The sequence below is a fragment of the Halovivax gelatinilyticus genome (genome assembly GCF_024300625.1).
In the GTDB taxonomy this organism is placed as follows: domain Archaea; phylum Halobacteriota; class Halobacteria; order Halobacteriales; family Natrialbaceae; genus Halovivax; species Halovivax gelatinilyticus.
Window position 1 is genome coordinate 13818 of the sequence record NZ_CP101322.1, and the last position, 18580, is coordinate 32397.

Here is an 18580-nt window from a genome sequence, read left to right on the forward strand (position 1 = left end):
CACCACACACGCAACCAGCGCTCACCATCACCCCTCCACCTCCCACGCACCACGCACACCGTCACTACCCAACTCGAACCGAGCAACGAAATCCTCGATGTACTGTAACGCAACCGACCACGACCGGATCCGACGCAACTGCGCATCCAACACCATCAACTCCCGCCGATCCACCTCGAACGGACGACCCGACAACCGCGACCACGTATCCGCAAACGACCGCGCCGGCCCCGACCCAAGCCGCGCCACCACCCCACCCGCCGGCTCACCCGTCACCCGCAACGACACCACCGGCGACCACAACACCGTCCGAAACGGCACCACCACACCACTCTTAACTGCCGCATCCACCCCACCCCTCACCGCACACGCCTCACCCGGCACCGCCTCCAAAAACAACTCATCAAACCCGTACCCAGCTCGGTAACAATCCAGCAACGCACCCGCCAACAACACGTGGAACTTCAACGACGTGTACGGGTAACACACCGACTCGTTAACCAACGACGCCACATCACTCGTCAACCACGCCGCATGCAACCGTTCAGCACCCGACCGGCAAACCAACCCCTCCACCTCAGCAGCCGTCGCCACGCCACCGCCCGACTCACCCACCGACTCACCACTCAACAACGATAACCGGTACGGCGACGCGTGATTCGACACCGTCTGCTCCGGTTCCCCAGACGGTCGACTCAACAACGCCGCATCCCGATCCGCACCCAACGGCACCGCCTCATTCACCCGTACACCCGCGAACTCATCAACCCCCGAACCATGACGCCGCCCACGCAACTTATGCACATCATGCCTGTACACCGCCACCAACGAACCCACACCCACATCACTCGCAGCGCCACCGACCCCAGACTCGTTCACCATCACGACCCGCCTCCAGACACACCGCTACGATCAACAGCCGGGCGTAACTCACCATCCACATCACTCACCCTGTCCTGCAACGCGCGAACGAACTCCGCACGGTACACATCACGCCACTTCTCATCCTTCTCACGCATCGCCGCCGTCGAATCCTGCGCGCGATTATACACGCGGCGAATCTCCCGATCCGAATACAACGGATTCACCACCTCCACATCCGCAATCCCCGCCCCGAAATTCCGCGCCCCACCGAGCTGGAACTCGAACTGATCACTATGCGCATCCAGAAACGACACCGCCTCAACCAACAACCCCACGAACTCCGGCTTCAACTCCCGAAGCGACAACAACCACGTCCCGTCCACGTTCCCCACCACATCACGCGTCGCATGCCGCAACGGCTGCCCACCATCATCTCCGTTCCGCGACCGAACCTGCGTGTGTAACTGCCTGTAATGCGCCTCCACCTCACCACGCAACACGTCCACCTGCCGACGAACCGGCGAAAACCTCACCGGCCGACGCAACAACACGCCCGGCTTCGCACCGAACCCACCAAACAACTCATACACCACACACCCTGACTCACCCGCACCACCCTCCACGCACGACCCTTTCTCATGATACCCCGCATCGAGATCACGATCATACACGTCCGCACGCATGTAATCCGCATTCGACTCACCCGGATGACACGCCGACATCCCCGCAATCTGCAACACTCGCTCACACCCATGCCGCAACCACCCAGACAACGCAAACGGCGAAATCTGCCCACCAATCTGATTCTGCGGATCATCAGCCTCATACCGACCCGCCGACGCATGATGCCGATCCGTCACCACCCCATCACCCGGCGCCAACAAATCCACCTCCAACCCAACATACACATCCGGAAACGTCGACTCCGCCAGCTCAGGCAACTCAAACTCACCATCCAAGTGCTCCGTCGCGAACGACAGGTCGTCAGCCGTCATTCCCCACCACCCCACTCACCACTCGGCCGAAGCGAATCCGCCGGCTCCAATAACTCATTCACCTCTCTATCCGAACCGGCACCAGCACCCGACGCCTCCAACTCACCCGCAGCTGGCGCCTGCAACTCCCACCACTCCGCAACCGAATACGCCTCAACCGCACACGCCGGACTCACCCGCACCAACTCAAAATCCTCTACCCGCCACGCCCCTTCCCGAACCGAACACGCCCCTACGCGCCCACGAACAACACACTCGTACACACCAAGCGTCCACAACTCCGGTACCCCAGTATCATGACGCTTACAAAACGCACACCCCACCTCAAACGAAGGCTCCGAAACCGCACGGAACACGTACGCTAAAACCGCATCACCCTCCCGAAGAGGTGTACCGCACACCTGACAAATCGCGGCCCCTTCCCCGAAACCGACAATTACTGATTGTTTGATGTCTTCAATTTCCAGACCGTCGTGTTTATCCTTCTTTGATGTTTTGTCTGTCATAGGTTCTTGCCTCGAATGTGGGAACCTGACCCGCGTGTTAGAGCACGCGGGAATTCCTTTCAGAATACCCCAAGGAGCCAGGTGTTCAGCCTATACTATATCATGGACATACATATACTTAACGGGTAGTAAAGGTCTATAGTAAAGTCAGATTTCATGGAGTAGGGATAAGGCACATGCACACAGACAATCTAGGAAATGGCCCTCAGGATAGACGATAACACTGAGAAGGTAATTGACCAGTTTATCGAAAATGGTAACTTGACAACTGGTGCATTAGTAGAATTTACAGGTCTTTCTCGACCAACAGTTACAAAACGACTCGATCGACTATATGCAGCAGAACATGTTGAATATTTGCACGAGCCGACTGCTCTTTGGCGCTTAGTCAACGACCCTCGTGAGTAATACCATAACCGAACTGGCGACAAATCCCCCCATTCTTATTCATAATTTCTACTAGTTCACAAGGGGGTATTCGACCGAATTTACCTAATGACTCTCGATCCCAGTCCTAAATTGAGTGGTAGAGCGAGATATTTTCATGGGACCCACAGTTCAGCATGAGAAACATTAGAGGTGTACGTTCAAAATAATCTGGTGGCGATGTTATTCATTCCACATCTGCTTTGATTCTGAGTGCGAGATGATCCGGAATCTCAGGAATAGCTGCAATATCTTCGTACGCAGCTTCCCGAAGGTCCGCCACGTTCTCGAAGCCATTTTCCTCCAGAACGTTCGCGTCCACATCGGTAACTCCACTCACTGTCGTGAGATCTGAATCCGAGGGTGAATCCGGCGGATTCCCAACTCGCGGCAATTCAGGAAATTTTTCCAACAACTCCTGAGCCTCCGTTAGGGCAGATTCCGTTTCGACGATTACGGGAAGAGCAGTACCAGACGAAGGGACAACTGGAACCATCTTCCGTTCATGGTCGTCGAAGTGAGATAGGATGCCGTCGAGAAGTGGCGATGGAGAAGCCGTTTCGATCACTTGAAACTCAGTTACACGTTTACCATTTCCGAAATCGGAACGATAGTCCTTTGAAATGATACCGGACCGGTTCAGCTGTTGTGGTCCGTAACCGCTGTCCCATCCTTCTAAACCAGAATCAAGAAATGATACAAGAGTATCCCGCCACGTAACCATAGGTCCTTCCTCGATCCCCGACGCTTCGATGAGGGTGTCAACCAGTTTTCTATACGAATGGAACACCTCGTATAATTCGGTCAGCTCCGACGGTGCAACCGCACCGTCTTTTCCAGCAGAGGGATCTGCTGCATCACCGCCGACAGATGTTGATTCGTCCCGACTGGATGCAGATGGAGAATCCTCAGTATGGGATGTATCGACTGAATCGCCTTCCGATGATAGACTACTAAGCTGCACAGTGAAATTATACGGTCCACTTCGGCCGTAAAGGAGCGACACGGCCTCCTTTGGTTCGTAACCGTCGCTATCGACGGAGGCCTCGACACGGCGTGAGTGGGTGGGTACGTGGAACGATGCTGTGCCATCGGCAGCCGTCTCTGATTCGTAATCTTTCTCGTCCGTAGAAATCGATACTGATGCCCCGATTACAGGCTCATCATTTGAATTTGAAACTGACACTTCAAGGTATTCCTGTGGACTCGCGTCTAAGTGTTGCGGGGACCTACCGTTGTCTTTCCTCACCTTCTTCCTGCTTTGTTCACGTGATTCGATTGCCGTCCGAATGGGTTCCGTCTTCGGATCAACAGTTTCTCCTGTCCACACCTGAGGAAGAGTAGGATCAATCCGTCTGTTGCGGTCCTTGATGGCATCTAGTAGTTCATAGAGCCACTCCTGTGCGACATCATCGTCCACGATTTCTTCGATGGCCCGGTGGTCGGCTTCCATCGCCATGGACCCTGCCACCTCCAACTCGGCCAACAACGGTACTGTGGTTTCGTCAACCGTCGAGAAGCCTGGCAGTTCCCGAAATCGCGATCCAAGTGCTCTTAACTCAGACGCTCGACGAAGTAGTCGACGACCGTCCTCGCCGGCTAGCTGCCCGTCTGGCGTCGCTGGAAGCGTTACGACCTGATAGAAGTGCGCACGACTAGCCCCGGTCGGATTTCGAAGGACGCGGCCAATGCGTTGGATAAGTGACGCGTTGACACCTCCCTTCGAAAGGTTAACTGCTACGTCCGCATCGGGGATATCGACGCCGACTCCGATAACCTCCCCCGGGCCGACAATGACTCCCTTTTTTCGTTCTTTAAATTCGTTTATTTGTTCGCTCTGTGAAGTGGTCTTTCCATCTGCGACGGTTACGACATCATCCCCTAGATTATCCCGAAGGACATCGCCAATTTGCGTCGCTTGCTCGTAGCTCTGGACAAGAACGATACACTTCGCTTCGGCAACGTGACGATCGACCAGCCGCCGCACAGTCTCATGGGGTGGGCTCAATTGCCATCGCCGGGGTCGACGGGAGAACGCAGCGGTGGCTATTCTGTCGAACGCAGCTGACTGTTCACGCGCCGCCGACCCGTCGTTCGATTGGGCGAAGGATCGGAGATCGCGTAGCGTCTCGAACGTTTCCGGGACGATGTCGGGTACATCGCCAAAACCGGTGGTGAGAAACTTGTGGTTTGTCGGATCGTAAACGCCTGCGAGTGGCTGGGTCGACTCGGTAACGCCGTCGAGTGTTTCGTCCTCAGCACTAGCGGCGTAGGTCACTTCCCAGCTGAAATCTGCGATAACGTTTGCTTTGCGCGCCTCAGGAATTGTGAAGGTCGCACACTCCGTGAGGTTCGCCTCTAGTGCGTCGCGAGCGCCAGCATCCCCGATCCAGTCCTGATCGATGGATCCGGACATCGCGAGGATAGCGTCCGACCTATCTGTCAAGTCATCAAATAGATCTCGCCAACTTCGACCGTCACGACCACCCCTTCGGTACCGATGCGCTTCGTCAAGGATTACCAGATCATATCCGGAAACTGTCTCCGCACTCAGTAAATCTTGAGCCGTGCGAAACTCGATAGTTCCCCAAGAAAGGTTGATCACTCGTTTAGTGCCAGTCTGAGTGCGGTCTCGAGGGATATTCAGGTGTTCGTCGAACTCGCTCTGCCACTGCTCCAGTAAGAGGTCTTGACCGGCAACGATCAGGACAGACGCGTTCGAACTCGACTCCTTCTGAGATGCCAGAACTTCTTCGTCCCGCGGGTGCAATTCACCGAAGAGGTGAGCGATTGCACCTAGTCCGAGCACAGTCTTCCCCGTAGCCGTCGCCATATTCACATAGCCAGCGTAATCGGCCGCACACCAACTTGATAGTGCGTCCTGTTGGTGATCCCAGAGTGGCGTCACCATTTGTGGTCGGTCGAGATAATCGAGTAAGTCGATGTCTGCGTTGGATCGGCGGACACCTTCGAGTGCCTCTATAAGTTCATCGGTGTACTCACTTGCCGATGGGTCGGAGAACAGTTGATAGACAATATCCACGACGGCTTGGGGCTCATGAAGGGGCAGACGTCCGTTTTTCGGTCCCATTCCCCTTGTGGCGAGCTTTTCAACGATAGCTTCGATTGCCCGGTCAATGTTGTGGATGCCGCCGTCATCAACCTTCGCGAGCGCGTGTCGAAGTTTCGCCAGTGCGAGAACGAAATTCCCGATATCCGTCTCGTCGCATTCTTGAATGAGTCCGGGGAGATCTGAATGATTGCTAGATAGATCGATAAGACCGTCGACGTAATATCCCCCAGTCGCCCGACCAAAGTCTATCGTACCGATCGTTCCTCCGTGATCGAATTTGCTGTCGGAATGGCCGAGTGCGATGCCAAGCAGGAGGTCTGTTGCAGCCCGATCAATCTGACTAGGCCAATCGGCAGTAGTGATATCGTCCCTATCGAGTCGTTCTTGATGAAACTGTTCCGAGACGCTTAGCGTACTCGTCCGCTCGTCAATTTGATTCTTGAATGGGTCGAGTGCCATTTGTTCTCAATAGTAATTGAACGACCGCCCGGAAACCACATAACTGTTATCGCAGTTGAATATTTATCTGCTTCTCCAGTCGGAACCGCAGGCATACCGTCACACTTTCGATGGTCTGATGACAACACGGTGGCAATCCCGGGAAATTGATCGAGGGGGAAGGGGTAAGGTGATGTCACAAAATGGATGTCAATGAGATGATTGAACGGGCAGAAGGTGAAGTTGATCGAGCACTTTTACAAGGTACTGGGAGTGGTAATCTCGTCTGCACCGGCTACTTCGGCGATGGCCCACTCATCGCCCATCTAAGGAATCAGGAGAAGGTAGACTACGCTCTCCAGAATTTCAGGAAAGGACTCACGGTTGAGAAGGATGGAGTGAAGGAACGGATAAAACCGGGATCACGCTATCGAACTGCAATGCTCGTGACTCACCGACGGATCCTATTCGTCGTAGGATGTGAGGAAGGAGATGAAACGGTTTCCGTTCCATTCGAGAAGGTTCGTAAGGTGAAAGTCAAGACCGGTATTCTCAAGGATAAAATCACGGTGAAAGCGGATAGTGCGTGTTTTGATATGTACGTCCGGAAGGGATCTGAACTCGAAGACATCGCCAATCACATTTTGGATTTAGCACGCTCAATAACGGAGCGGCGAGACACCACCAACCATTCATCAAATGAGAGCGATTGCGCTCAAAAGAGTCAATCACCCGATGGTTTGAACTCGACGTCCTCTGCGAGTGGACTTCAAAATCAGGCCAAGCTGAAGGCTGACGGGTCCGGAAGGAATATGAATCGAGAATCTAACAATTTGTCAAAAATTGAATTGCTCGCCTCAAACGAAGCTGGTGATCCGATATCGAACGCGACTGTAACAGCGGAGAGTGACGTTTTCCAAATCAAAAGCAGGACGTCCGACACGGGGAGGTGCAACATTTCTCTTCCACCCACAGTGGACTCTGTTAAAGTCGAAATTGACCACCCAACGTACGAGATCGTTCGCAGTGAGTTAACAGTGGAGGACGGGACAGCTATCGACGTTACACTAACGGAGACAGAGTCTATGGAAATGGGGGAAGAACCTCCCCACCAACAGACGAAGGAGACGCCCTCACAACGACCGAACGGAAAGGTGGGAACACCGACCCGGGAAGCTCTCGTCCAAGAACTGATCGATCTCCAGAAAGGGAGGGAAAAACGAATTACACGCGGGCTGATGCGAGCCGATGGGAAGTTCGAACCCGAAGATTACGAGAAGGAGTTCGGGAATTGGTCGACGGCTCTCCGCTCAGTCACGTTCCCAGACGAGAACTCGGAGGTATCCTCGTCTGAACCGACGAACCAAGAAGCGTATTCGAAAGCAGAGGTACTCGATGCGATTGCCGATGTAGCGCAAAGGGTGGGCGGTCGCCCATCGACCGAAGACATGAACGAACACGGTCGGATGTCGGTTGGCCCTGCATACCGAATCTTCGACAGTTGGTCGGAGGCGGTGGAAGCAGCAACGAGAACCGACTCTGATACAACAGAAAAATCATCGACGTCAGCGATCTCTGCGGACATTGACGAGTCGTTCGAAGAACCTTCCCCCGAGGACCCGCTAGTAACTGGGCTCGAAAATGTTCCACGTGGTCGCCTTTCGGGTGTGGTTGTCGACGTTCTGACCGTCACAGACAGCGAGAAGCCCAGACGAAACGCAGAAATAACTGTCCGGACACAGGCGGGTGAAGATATCGAACTCATTGCCTGGGAAAAGCACAATGTCGATTGGTCGTTCGACGTAGGCGACCTCCTTCGGCTCGACGAAGTAAGACTAAAGCGATGGGGAGATGACGACGCACCATCCCATCACCTGAGCACTACGCGGGATTTCTCGGTAACGAAACTTGATGAGGCGTCCGAAGAGCATGTCGGTTCCAGTGACACCTTCGACTCTCACCCAGACAGCTTCTCAGATCCGATAGAGAAACTCACTGGCATAGGTGGCGCCACAGAAACAGATGCAACAGTACTGATGGAAGCTGGCTACGAGACGCCCGAGGACTTGGAAGCTGCTACCCTCGAAGAGTTACGCGACATCCCTGACCTCGATGACGGCGTTGCGCTCCGGATTAAAGCGGAGCTAGGTTGATTTCAAGTCGCTCTCGAAGTCAGGACAGCGTAAGTTCGACGTGTCCGACCAGGTCGGAGTCTCGGAGCTGTTCGATTTGATCATCGGTCAGTTGATCTAGCATCAACCGTCTCTCCGTGAGCAAACCCTCGACGATTGGCTCAAGTGCCGTCCCGTCGTAGGGGCCGAACAGGTCTTCCCGACATTCCTTAAAGTACCCGCGCATATCCTCACCGTACTCTGCTGCTCGCTCTTTCAGGGTCTCGAAGTCAAAGTCCCCGTCGCGGTAAACCTGCCCCCTCCAGTCCCAGTCGGCGAGCAGTTCGTCGACAGCTTGGAGTTTAACGGGGCTAACCCGCTCGACGCGCTCGTTCAGCTCCCTCATGCCTCCAACCCGTCTGTTCATTGCGATTCGCGTTTCGTGTATTTCATTTGTCACCGTGCGTTTCTGGTCTTCGACCTTCCTTTCGAGCTCGTCAATTCGCTCGTCGAGTTCTTCGAACTCGCCGGCATCGAGGAGACTTCGCGCCTCAACGACGGCTTTTTTCGCCTCGGAGTCGATTTCCATCTCGGTTTTAAGGAACTTCTCAGCGAGGATTCGCTGGAGGATTGTTTCCTCCATGGTCTCGGCGATATCGTCAAGACGGTTCGCAAGCTGCCGGTGACGATATTGCTGGTAGACCTCGTCGATGCGCTCCTCGAAGTTCCGGTTGTCCGTCCTCTTCACTTGTTTACTCGACATAATATTCACTCACCTCCATGAAGTCGCTCCCAAGTTTGGCAATACCTCCCGTTCCCGACAATGGCACCTTCTGGAAGTCCGTAATGATCGGTGCATTATCTAACTTGAGACTGGATAACGTTGCCGTCACCGTGGCGAGCGAGTTACTGCCGTAGATCCGGTCGGCCAGTTCTGCCGCTTCGACGGCATTTTCTAGATCGGTCTGTGTGTGGGTACAAGCCTGTCCAAGCTGCTCCGTAAGGTCAGGGTCGACGGTATCGTACGTCTTCAGTTTATTATATCTGTCATGGACGTGTGTGATGTCTGTTCCATCGAGTACGCCTGCAACGTACTCCACGGTATCTCGTTTGTAGCCATGGTCGGATACATCCTCGAGAGCAGCTCTCACATCGTACATCGTGTTGGCGAAATCCCTGACGTTGTGGCCCTTTGCGAACCGTACGCGAGAAGAAATCTGCCCGATCTGATTTCGACCCAGCATATCCAACACGTCGTACGGCGGACTTTCCTCCAGTCGTTCACGGACTTCTGGGACATCTAGTGTACTTGCGGAAACGCCCAGCAGCGATCCAAGAACGTTCTCGACGTACTCGGCATCTTCCATCGAAGCTTCGATAGCTTGCACCTGTTCGTGATTGAGAACGTCTTGAAGCCCAGCGAGGAGTTCCGTATCGACCGCTAACTCATCATCGCTCTTGTACTGTTCGTTAAGTCGTGTAGCCGTCACCTCTTGCCAGGGGTCATCCAGCAACACCAGCGTCGCATATGTCGCGAGGATAAAATCGGTGAAGTCGTATCGGGCACGTCTTTTGTAGAACCGATTATCGTGATTGAGCTGAGTCTCGAAGATTCGATTTCTCCATTCCTGTGCGTACCCGGTGAGCTGAGTGCCTGCCCCTTCCAACTGAGTGTCGTAATTGGCCGAGCGTGCATCCATATTTCGGCGGACCCCGAACTCAACAAGGCGCCTGAGGTCCGATCTTCGGAACTCACTTCGATCGAGGACTATTTGATCGTCGTCCGGTGCTTCGTTCGAGTCCGGATAGACGAACGGCGATTTCTGACTGCTGAGCATGTAGCGCAGCGGCGTCCCCTCGATTAACCGGAAGTCGTCCGTCAATTCTTCGAACAAGTCACGCATCGCGCGCCTGATGTAGTCTTCCGTGTCGATGTACTTGTCCGGGTCTTCGATCCAGGAATCGATCTGTGACTTCTGTTTCTCAATTTCGCGCTCGACGGGGGACTTCCCGCCACCGCTACCCGCACCGTAGCCGCAACTCGAACAGATACGATTACCATCAGCGTCGATTGCCCAGTCCTCTGCACCACACTTCGGACAGTCGTCTCTGGACTCACCACCCGATGCAGAAATCTGGACCTCCTCGTCGCCGATGTCGATGGCATCAGGTAGCCCGTCGATTTCGAGGCCGAAGGCGTCGACAAACTTCCGTTCAACGACGACCCCCTCACCGCGCTCGCGGCCGTACCATTTTGCAAGGTCGGCGTACACCTCAGCATCCTCATAGACGACGTCAGCCACAGAGACGGTATTTTTTAGCGGCCGGAGGCTGTCAGCCGACGACGGCACTTCCACGAAGCCGTCGTGAAAGTCCTGAAGAACCTCGAAGACGGTCATGATGAATTCGCGAGGGGACTGCTGGCTCTCGTCGAGTCCAGCGAAAATCCGCCGGAGGAACGGCTGGTTGAACGGGAACAGGTCCCGGAACGACTCATCACAGAAGCCGCACTGGCTACAGATGGAATCATCCGGCGCTCGATTTAGATTGAACGTCCCACTCTCGGTGTCGCGGTCGTATCGTACGCTGCCGTCATGTGATTTGATGTAGCCGAGATACGGTCGAACGAAGTCGACGGCTGAATTCTCATCGAGGAACAGGACGGTATTCGAGTCCCGCTCGTTCGTCTGGAAGAACTCGAAGCGATCTTCGGCCGTCCGCGTGTGCAGCACGTTCGTGGAATCTCGGGTTCCAGCGACGATGAAGTCCCAATTATCCGACCCTTTGTCTCGCTCCATGTACTTGCGGAGCCGTTCGGCCTCCATCGCGGCGATGGAAAAGTCCTCGAACACGATGACCGGTCGAGTATTATCGAAGCGCTGCCCGACCTGCTCGAGGACGTCGTCCAGGGAGGCAGTGTCGTATCTATCGCGAATCTCGTTCCAGAGCGCCTCGTTGAACGCGTCGACGGCCGCATCGGTCCCGACACTGTCGTCGAAAATCTGGAGTTCATTGCGTTGTTTGTACTCGTTTTCGCCGATGAACTGGATTTTCTGAGCGTATTCACCGCGCTCTACGAGCCGTTCCAGCTTCTCTGTCACAAAGTCAGTAATCTCGTCTGCTTGCTCAGCACCAGGTCTAACGTCGTACTCATTTTTCCGTAACTCCAAAATGGCACCAGAAGTCGCATTGTTGGCAACCGACTGGGGTACGTCAATGATATCTTCGTGCAGCTTTTCGAATTCGGAAGCACCTGGAAGCTCTTCGCCGAAATTCTCTCGGTAGAAGTCTGGGATACGCTCAGAGAGAATCGACATCAGGTCGTCGTCCTTGTCGATGTGGAGCATCGGCCGCCCGTCTTGGCGTAGCTTGTGTGATATATACGCACAGAGTTCCGATTTTCCGGTCCCGACCTCCCCCTCGATGACGACCACGAAGTTGCCAATCCGGTCCTCAGAGAACTCTTGGTAGATGCGATCTTCACCCCAGATATCGCCGCCTGCGGACGTGCCTCGGAAAACCTCCATCGGCCGGTGTGTGAACTGGAACAGGTCGTAGTCCTCTGACCGAACCGCTGCGACTTTACTGAATAGTCGACGGAGCATCTGCTCGTCGACTTCCTCGAAGTGGGGGCACCGGGATGGTCCAGATGCGTCTGGGCGGAGGATTTCGTTCATTGAATCACCTCGATGGCGTTCGCATCTTTAGCGATTCCTTCCCGCCGAGGGATGCCATTAAGATTGACCGCAGCGGCGTCTCCATACTCTGCAATTCGGATCATATCGTTACGAACGAGATTGAATAACACGCGTGAAAGGGAAGCTGGAACGCTTCCGTCGTCGGTGAGTTCGATGAGAAGGAGGTTCTCTCGGAGCCACTCGACGTAGTCAGTGATGAGGACCCGGTGTTCGCTTCCGACCTCGTTCGCCGCGAGCCTGATCGAGTGATCGATCATCTCGGGATCGGGATACGTCGTGTGGGTGCGCCCGTTCGCTTTGTACACAAGTCCGAGAAACACAGCCAGTCGCGACCAGTTGACGAACTTGGGCTCGTTCAGATCTATCTCACCCTCCTGAGACCGTGGTGCGTATCCGCGCTCGCGCTGCCAGCGGTTGATCTTCTCGTAGAGAGTCCCGTCGTTGGACTCGAACGCCTGGTGTTCCTCTTGGAGTAGGTACTGATAGTTCAATAGAACGACCGACTGCTTTCCCCAATCAGGGCTTTCGGCGTCGGTAGCGAGATTGTGTAGGATTCCCAGCCGGAAGTCGAGGGCGTCGTCTCCGGTATGCCACGGAAGATCGACGGTGTAGTAATCGGGCTCTTGCCGACCGATGATCCCAATCGCGCGAAGCCCGGTGAGCCCTTGATTGAGGAGGTCACTGTCGAGTGCGGTATCCTCGGCAATTTCGTCTTTGGTAGTATTCCCTCGCTCGATGGACCGGTATACGGTTCGCAACGGCGTTGGTGTCTGTACGGCGTTCAGGATGTATGGTGCAGTTTCACTCATAGTGTATTGCTCAGCCAGTCGTAGTACCGCGCCTCGATATCGTTCGCCTCCGGGTCAACCGATTTGGCCGCGTCCCGGGCGTCGCCCAGTTTCGGACTCCGTTTCGCATAAGACGGATCGAATGCCGTCCCTCCCATCGACACCGTTCGGTTCAGATCGCGAGCGATCGCCGATGCCGTCCCCTTCTCCCATTCGATTCGTCGGCGTAACCAGCCGCCGAACGCCTCGATAATCTCGTCGCTCTCGAGCGGAGCGACACCGAGCTGATCTCTACGGGCGAAGATTTCGGAGAACGTGCTGTACAGCGGAAGATAGGGCGCATCCGTGAGTACATCGAATAACTCCCGCGTAGTTCGAAGCCCCTCGCATTCGACCAGTTCGTAGATGTTCGCATTATCCTGGAGGAACAGGTTCTTCGTGTCCAGCAGCGGGAGTCCCCACCCCTCCTCCTCGTAGTAATCTTCGAACGCGTCGTAGACGATGTCGTAGCTACCAATCCGCTCGCAGAACTGTTCCTGGTAGAGCGGGCGCAGCCCACCGATCGGTTGGAACCGTTGCTCGTCTGCAATCACGACCAGTGTCCCGTCTGTGCGAGTGTGACGATCGATGAGTTCGTTCACGGTATACTGTGTCTGTTTCTCATAGTAGCTTGTCGTGATAACACAGAGGTCTTCCGACGGCGGAAGATCGATCCCGCCGAGTACGTGATACTCGTGGCCCGGAAAAGCATATTGGGCCCCTCCCCGTTCGTGTTGCCAGGTATGTTTGAGCTGTCGCCACGATGTCGGGTAGGTTGCGTGCTCCAACCCCAAGTACGTAATCGCCGAAAGGGCCCGCAGCTTCCAGAAGTGGACGTTCCCTCCGGGGTCGTGGATGAACGCTATGTCGGCGTCGGAAAGTCGCCGCCGAATGGCCTCCAGACTCACGATCCCCCCTCATCGACGATGGCGCTTAGCGTCCGATGGTCGAGCAACTCGTTCTCGAGGTAGTGGCTGGGCGTCCGAGAGAGGAGTAGACACTCGTCGCAGTAGTCAACGCACCGTTGACAGTCGGCGACATCCACGACATGGTCTGCGACCTCGTCGAGATTCTCGTAGACGTGCCAACCGATCCCGTTTCCGCCCTGACGCCCGTCCACTATGGAGACCTCGACGGCATCCTCGGAGACGGACGCCTTGACCCGGTAGTCGGATCTGTCACACTTGACGACCACGGGGATCGCTCGGTCAAGCGCCTGTTCGAGACTGGTCAATAGCTGTGGCCACGACGCGGTCGGGTGGGTGACTGCATCGTATCGTTCGGATACCTCCTCCCGGTCGAACTCGAGTCGAAGCCCCTGCGTGTGATGTTGTTGCCCCACCGGTCGATACATCTCTTCTTGGGCCTGTTCGAGTCGGTCACGCCAAGAGAGTCCGCTCTTCGAGGTCTCTCCCTCGTCTTTTTCGATAAGGGCCTGCGATCGGAGTATCTCCGTCGACGGACTGGCCGAGTGGCCACGCTCGAACGCGTAGACGAAGTCCGTCAGTTCGAACTGCCCGTACTCGACGGAGCAGTCAATCCCGAATATGCTCGTCTCCAACCGCTCCCGTTCTGCGTCGGTAGGTCGAACGTACGTCGACATCTGCGCGTGCGTCCGGTAGAGACGGCGTCCGCCTTTCGCAAGCGAGCACTCGACGGATGACACTCCGTGAATATCGCTCACAACCAGCTCAGAATCGCAGTGCGGACAGGTCACCTCGTCGGGGTCGAAACTCCGGAATCGTCGGTCGCACTCTGCGTTGTCGCAGACCGCGACCTCCGTCAACGGCTGCGGCGTTCCACGAACGTCCTCTACGATGTACTCTGTGCCGTGTAGCGACACCATCCCACCGAGATCGTTCTCCTCGCCCGGATACATATCATACAGCCGGCCACTCCCCTCGAAGGAGATTTCGTCATGATCTCCGCTGAACTTCACGGGGAAGTTCTGGCCGAAGCTTCGGTAGTTCGCGAGGTAGCCGAGTTTACTCAACCACTGGTCGAGTCGAGAGGTGTTGCTCGTGAGGTCGCGGTTCGTCGTCGCACCGGACGACATTCCTCGCAACCGAGAGAAAGTCTGCTCGACGCGGCGAGAGAGCCCCAGCGGCCCGTCCTCGAAGAACACCTGTTCGTATACCTGCACCCCTCTGTCGCCGAAGATCCCACGCACGTATTCACGGAGGACGTCGTCCATCTCCTCCTGGATGAACTCTCGGAGAATGAAGAGGTTCTCTTCGACTCCGCTGACGAACTTCTCGAGGTTTTCGAGTTTCGGTTCGGAGAGTCTGTACGTCAGTTCGAAGACGTTGTCTTCGTGTGGGTTCCGGGCGAGGTAGGCGAAAACCTCCGTGACGACGTGGCCCGCCAGTACTTCGTCGAAGTCCTCTGGGTCCGGAATTCGCACCGGTTCGAAGCCCCCGAGATAATTATCCAAATTCGCGTAATAATGACCGTCGACGGGGTGCTGGCCGCGAACTACGGTCATGACTAGCGAGGAGCTTCCACGGGTACGCCCGGTTCGCCCCGAGCGCTGCACGTAGTTCGTTAGCGTTGGTGGAACCCCGACCTGCGCGACCGTGTCGAGACTCCCGATGTCGACACCGAGTTCCATCGTCGGCGTCGAACTGACGACGTTGATCTCCGGGGGATCCTTTCGAAAACCCTCTTCGATGGCGCCGCGAATTGCCGAGGAAATGTTCCCCTTGTGAATACCTACGGAGACGAACTTTGCCTCTGCGCCGTTTCGAATCGGTTCCGTCACGTCGTGCGCCCAGTGGTCAACGGCGTACTCCCAGCCAGAATCGACCTCAGCGTAACCGGGGTCCGCGACGAGTTTTCCGTCATCAGTTTCGGAAAAACGCTGGTACGTGTCGATGGCTTCCCCGCACTCCTGGCAGAATTCGACAGCATCTCCCTCGTCTGTCGTCGGGAACGAAGCGTAACAGTCGCCGCAGAAAGCCGCCTCGGATAGTAGAACGAGCGACGATTCATCCTCGCGAACGTTTCGGGTGACCACCCCGCTATCGGCCGGTCCCTCGACGATCTCCCGCTGCTCTACATCCTCGCGTGCCGCTTGGAGGTAGTCTCCAATCTTTGTCCGCTTTTCATCCTCGGTGAGGTTGGCCTTCTCCACTGCCCTCTTTAGCGACTCGTGTGTCGAAATTGAGATGATTCCGGTTTCGAGGAACTCGCCGAGAATATCGTCCAGTATCTCGTCGATGCGGACGCGGTCCACCAGCAAGTCTCCATCCAATCGGTCGAGAATCTTCTCTCGAGTCAGGCCGTCGATCTTCACGCCGGAGTACTGGAACGATGCATTGTCGAGTACGAGCCGTTTGTAGAGCGCGTGAGCGACCGTGATTTCGACCGGGTCATCCATTTCGGCAACGACGTCCGCGGTTACGAGCGCGCTGTCGAAAAGCGCCGTACAGTTCGAGAGGTACGCGTGTGTCTCGATGTCTTCACGCAATGGGACAAGGAAGTTGTAGGCCTCTGCGTCCTCGTCGAGATTATCCTGAACGAGCGGCTCCCAGTATTCCTCCCGGAGTGTGTTGGCGACCGCCCTGAACAGATCGAATTGGTTGGCTTCTCCACCAGCGTCGATCAGCTCTTGTAGGTATAATGTCTGGGCCATGAGTCCGTACTCCGTGCCGATAATCTCATCACCGACACTCTCCGCTGCGCTGTGGGAGTCCGAGAAGACGAGCGTCTTCTTCGATGGCGACACACGACAAACCTCGGATAGCATATATGACAGTAGCGAGGATGTCGGAACACCGATATCGGTCAACCGGGGCGACCCACCGCAACCGGGGCAGTCGTCGCCGGACCCGCCCCGGATAGGGACGAACTGTTCCTCACCGGTCTCCTCCTCCACCGCGACGTGAGGTTCGTGACACGTCCCTTTGCGGCAGAATTGGATTTCAGGAATGGGTGCGGCTTCGCACTCCCGACACCGATTATCTCGCGAGAGCGCGCCGCATTTCCTGCACCAGTGGACGCGATGCGGTGGCTTGAGGAACACGTGGTACTTTTCGGTGACGATGCCGGCGAGCCGACCGAAGGCCATCACGGTCCCCAGCACGCCCTCTGGGTTCGATACGCCCTCACGTTTGGCCTCCTCCACCAGCGCATCGTACGACCGAAAACCGACTTCACCGGTGGTATCCCGATCGAACCACTCGGTGAACGCGGCCACCTCCGGAACCTCCTGGAGGACAAAGTCGTACCAGCCGCTCGCGAAGCCACCGGACTCAATAGCCGCTTCCACCAGGGCGTCGCGGCACTCTTCCGATCGAAGAAGTTCGTCCGTACCTGATGCCGCCCCCGATTCGAGGAGTGTGGCCGCTGTGTCGTCTATCGGCTCGAACACCCACTCGGGGGCGGTCGACGCCGGTTCGATACGCCCTCGTTCCAGGAGACTGATCTCACGAAGTGTCGCGATCGCGTTTTCGAGGCCGTGCTCTAAGACGACCGCTTCGGGATCTGTCGTATTTAACCGTCCAACAGCCAATGCGTGGACGAGGTCGTCCAGTCCGCTGGCTGCGAGTCGATCGAAATGGGGCGTTCCTCTGATCGAGAACTGCCGTCCGGTGAATTCGACGCGGTTAATCGTCTCCTTCTCGCTTCCGGTGAGCGAGGCGGCGAGTTCGGCGGGATTGTCGACTGTCGCGGACACCATCGTAACCTGAGGATCGTTGTCGGCGTAAAACGACTTCAACCGACGAGAGAGAAGAGAGATTGCCGCTCCCTGGATACCGCTCCAGACATGGGCCTCGTCGAAGACGATGTGTTCAAGCGGCTGGTCACCGGGTTGATCGCCCAGAATTTCCCTCGTTTCTGTTTTGTCGTTGACGAACATGTAGTCGAGCGCCTCAGGATTGGTGAGCAGGATGTCGACACCTTGTCTGATGTTTTCCCTTGTCACCTTGATCCACGAGTAGGTGTTATCGTTCGTCCCGACGGCGGAGTCGCTCAGGATTCGAAGTTTCTCGTTGGGGTCACGTGGATCGATTAAACCCCGTACGTAGGTCCCCTCTTCGATTTCCCAATCGCGGGTTCCGACGCGAGCGGGAGTGTCGGAGTCCCAGATTCCGATGGTGATGCGGTTTTCAGGCGATCGGTTCCGATTAATCTGGTCGAGGTACGTGATAAACCGGTTGAACTGGTCCGAACCCAACGTTTTCATCGGATAGAGGATTGCCGCTTTCAGACCGGGTTCGTCACTCGATAGACACGAGTTGAGAATAGGGAGGAAGAATGCCTCGGTCTTACCGGATGCCGTTGGAACGGCGAGTACGTTGTCTCCGGGTTCGGTTTCGATTGCCTCGATTGTGCGGGCCTGGTGCTCGTACAGCTTACCGTCCGGATTACCACCAAACAGCTCCTCAGCGATTGCGTCGACGATGGCATCGTCGTAGCCGAGCTCGCCCAGGAACGTGGCCGCTGACTCGTCGTGAAACGCCGGAGCGTCAACGAATTCGACGAATGGACCCTTTCGCTCGATGGTGTGCTCGGAGACGAACGATTGGGGATCCCTGACCTCCTCGACTTCGTTGAGCTTGGTCATCGCGCGATTCCACCAGGTGATTTCCGCGGCACGGTCGATTGCCGCGTCGAGTCTTGCTTGTGGTGATTCCATT

General features: G+C 56.0%; 11 protein-coding genes. 2 read left to right on the forward strand and 9 right to left on the reverse strand.

Annotation, left to right across the window (positions count from 1 at the left end; all coding sequences use genetic code 11):
- Window positions 1-27: 27 nt before the first annotated feature.
- Genes NKH31_RS00060 through NKH31_RS17840 form a run of 3 tightly spaced genes read right to left on the reverse strand, consistent with a single transcriptional unit; the run spans window position 28 to window position 2365 of the window.
- Window positions 28-882, reverse strand: a complete 855-nt coding sequence (locus NKH31_RS00060) for a DUF8168 family protein (RefSeq protein WP_254863091.1) — start codon at window positions 880-882, stop codon at window positions 28-30.
- On the reverse strand, window positions 882-1859 hold the full coding sequence (locus tag NKH31_RS00065; RefSeq protein ID WP_254863092.1) for a hypothetical protein: 978 nt from the start codon (window positions 1857-1859) through the stop codon (window positions 882-884). Before NKH31_RS00065 ends, NKH31_RS00060 begins: the two co-directional genes overlap by 1 nt.
- Entirely contained in the window at window positions 1856-2365 is a 510-nt protein-coding gene (locus NKH31_RS17840) for a DUF8112 family protein (RefSeq protein ID WP_484496863.1), read from the reverse strand. Before NKH31_RS17840 ends, NKH31_RS00065 begins: the two co-directional genes overlap by 4 nt.
- 198 nt (window positions 2366-2563) lie before the next feature.
- Here NKH31_RS17840 and NKH31_RS00070 point away from each other — a divergent pair, with 198 nt between their 5' ends.
- Complete coding sequence (locus NKH31_RS00070; RefSeq protein WP_254863093.1) at window positions 2564-2773, forward strand: MarR family transcriptional regulator; 210 nt, start codon at window positions 2564-2566, stop codon at window positions 2771-2773.
- Between the two features lie 205 nt (window positions 2774-2978).
- Here the strand turns inward: NKH31_RS00070 and NKH31_RS00075 are convergent, their stop codons facing one another.
- A complete protein-coding gene (locus tag NKH31_RS00075; protein WP_254863094.1) occupies window positions 2979-6323 on the reverse strand; it encodes a DEAD/DEAH box helicase family protein in 3345 nt (1114 codons plus the stop codon).
- A 182-nt stretch (window positions 6324-6505) separates the two neighbouring features.
- On the opposite strand from NKH31_RS00075, the gene NKH31_RS00080 reads away from it, so the two are divergent.
- Window positions 6506-8455, forward strand: a complete 1950-nt coding sequence (locus NKH31_RS00080; RefSeq protein WP_254863095.1) for a homing endonuclease associated repeat-containing protein — start codon at window positions 6506-6508, stop codon at window positions 8453-8455.
- Window positions 8456-8474: 19 nt separating this feature from the next.
- On the opposite strand, the gene NKH31_RS00085 is transcribed toward NKH31_RS00080, so the two are convergent.
- Genes NKH31_RS00085 through NKH31_RS00105 form a run of 5 tightly spaced genes read right to left on the reverse strand, consistent with a single transcriptional unit; the run spans window position 8475 to window position 18507 of the window.
- Window positions 8475-9176 carry a hypothetical protein gene (locus NKH31_RS00085; protein WP_254863096.1) on the reverse strand — a complete coding sequence of 234 codons (702 nt, stop codon included), beginning with the start codon at window positions 9174-9176 and terminating at the stop codon, window positions 8475-8477.
- Window positions 9166-12090: a hypothetical protein gene (locus tag NKH31_RS00090; protein WP_254863097.1), complete on the reverse strand. Its 2925-nt coding sequence runs from the start codon at window positions 12088-12090 to the stop codon at window positions 9166-9168. Before NKH31_RS00090 ends, NKH31_RS00085 begins: the two co-directional genes overlap by 11 nt.
- Window positions 12087-12920 (reverse strand): hypothetical protein, encoded by an 834-nt coding sequence (locus NKH31_RS00095; RefSeq protein ID WP_254863098.1) that lies wholly within the window; start codon window positions 12918-12920, stop codon window positions 12087-12089. Before NKH31_RS00095 ends, NKH31_RS00090 begins: the two co-directional genes overlap by 4 nt.
- Window positions 12917-13846, reverse strand: a complete 930-nt coding sequence (locus NKH31_RS00100; protein WP_254863099.1) for a hypothetical protein — start codon at window positions 13844-13846, stop codon at window positions 12917-12919. The genes NKH31_RS00095 and NKH31_RS00100 overlap by 4 nt, the downstream gene beginning before the upstream one ends.
- Window positions 13843-18507, reverse strand: a complete 4665-nt coding sequence (locus tag NKH31_RS00105) for a DEAD/DEAH box helicase (protein ID WP_254863100.1) — start codon at window positions 18505-18507, stop codon at window positions 13843-13845. Before NKH31_RS00105 ends, NKH31_RS00100 begins: the two co-directional genes overlap by 4 nt.
- Window positions 18508-18580: the final 73 nt, after the last annotated feature.

Bases quoted from the DNA above. Each gene is read 5' to 3' on its own strand.
- NKH31_RS00060 (WP_254863091.1), bottom strand. From the start codon at position 882: ATGGTGAACGAGTCTGGGGTCGGTGGCGCTGCGAGTGATGTGGGTGTG.
- NKH31_RS00065 (WP_254863092.1), bottom strand. From the start codon at position 1,859: ATGACGGCTGACGACCTGTCGTTCGCGACGGAGCACTTGGATGGTGAG.
- NKH31_RS17840 (WP_484496863.1), bottom strand. From the start codon at position 2,365: ATGACAGACAAAACATCAAAGAAGGATAAACACGACGGTCTGGAAATT.
- NKH31_RS00070 (WP_254863093.1), top strand. From the start codon at position 2,564: ATGGCCCTCAGGATAGACGATAACACTGAGAAGGTAATTGACCAGTTT.
- NKH31_RS00075 (WP_254863094.1), bottom strand. From the start codon at position 6,323: ATGGCACTCGACCCATTCAAGAATCAAATTGACGAGCGGACGAGTACG.
- NKH31_RS00080 (WP_254863095.1), top strand. From the start codon at position 6,506: ATGGATGTCAATGAGATGATTGAACGGGCAGAAGGTGAAGTTGATCGA.
- NKH31_RS00085 (WP_254863096.1), bottom strand. From the start codon at position 9,176: ATGTCGAGTAAACAAGTGAAGAGGACGGACAACCGGAACTTCGAGGAG.
- NKH31_RS00090 (WP_254863097.1), bottom strand. From the start codon at position 12,090: ATGAACGAAATCCTCCGCCCAGACGCATCTGGACCATCCCGGTGCCCC.
- NKH31_RS00095 (WP_254863098.1), bottom strand. From the start codon at position 12,920: ATGAGTGAAACTGCACCATACATCCTGAACGCCGTACAGACACCAACG.
- NKH31_RS00105 (WP_254863100.1), bottom strand. From the start codon at position 18,507: ATGACCAAGCTCAACGAAGTCGAGGAGGTCAGGGATCCCCAATCGTTC.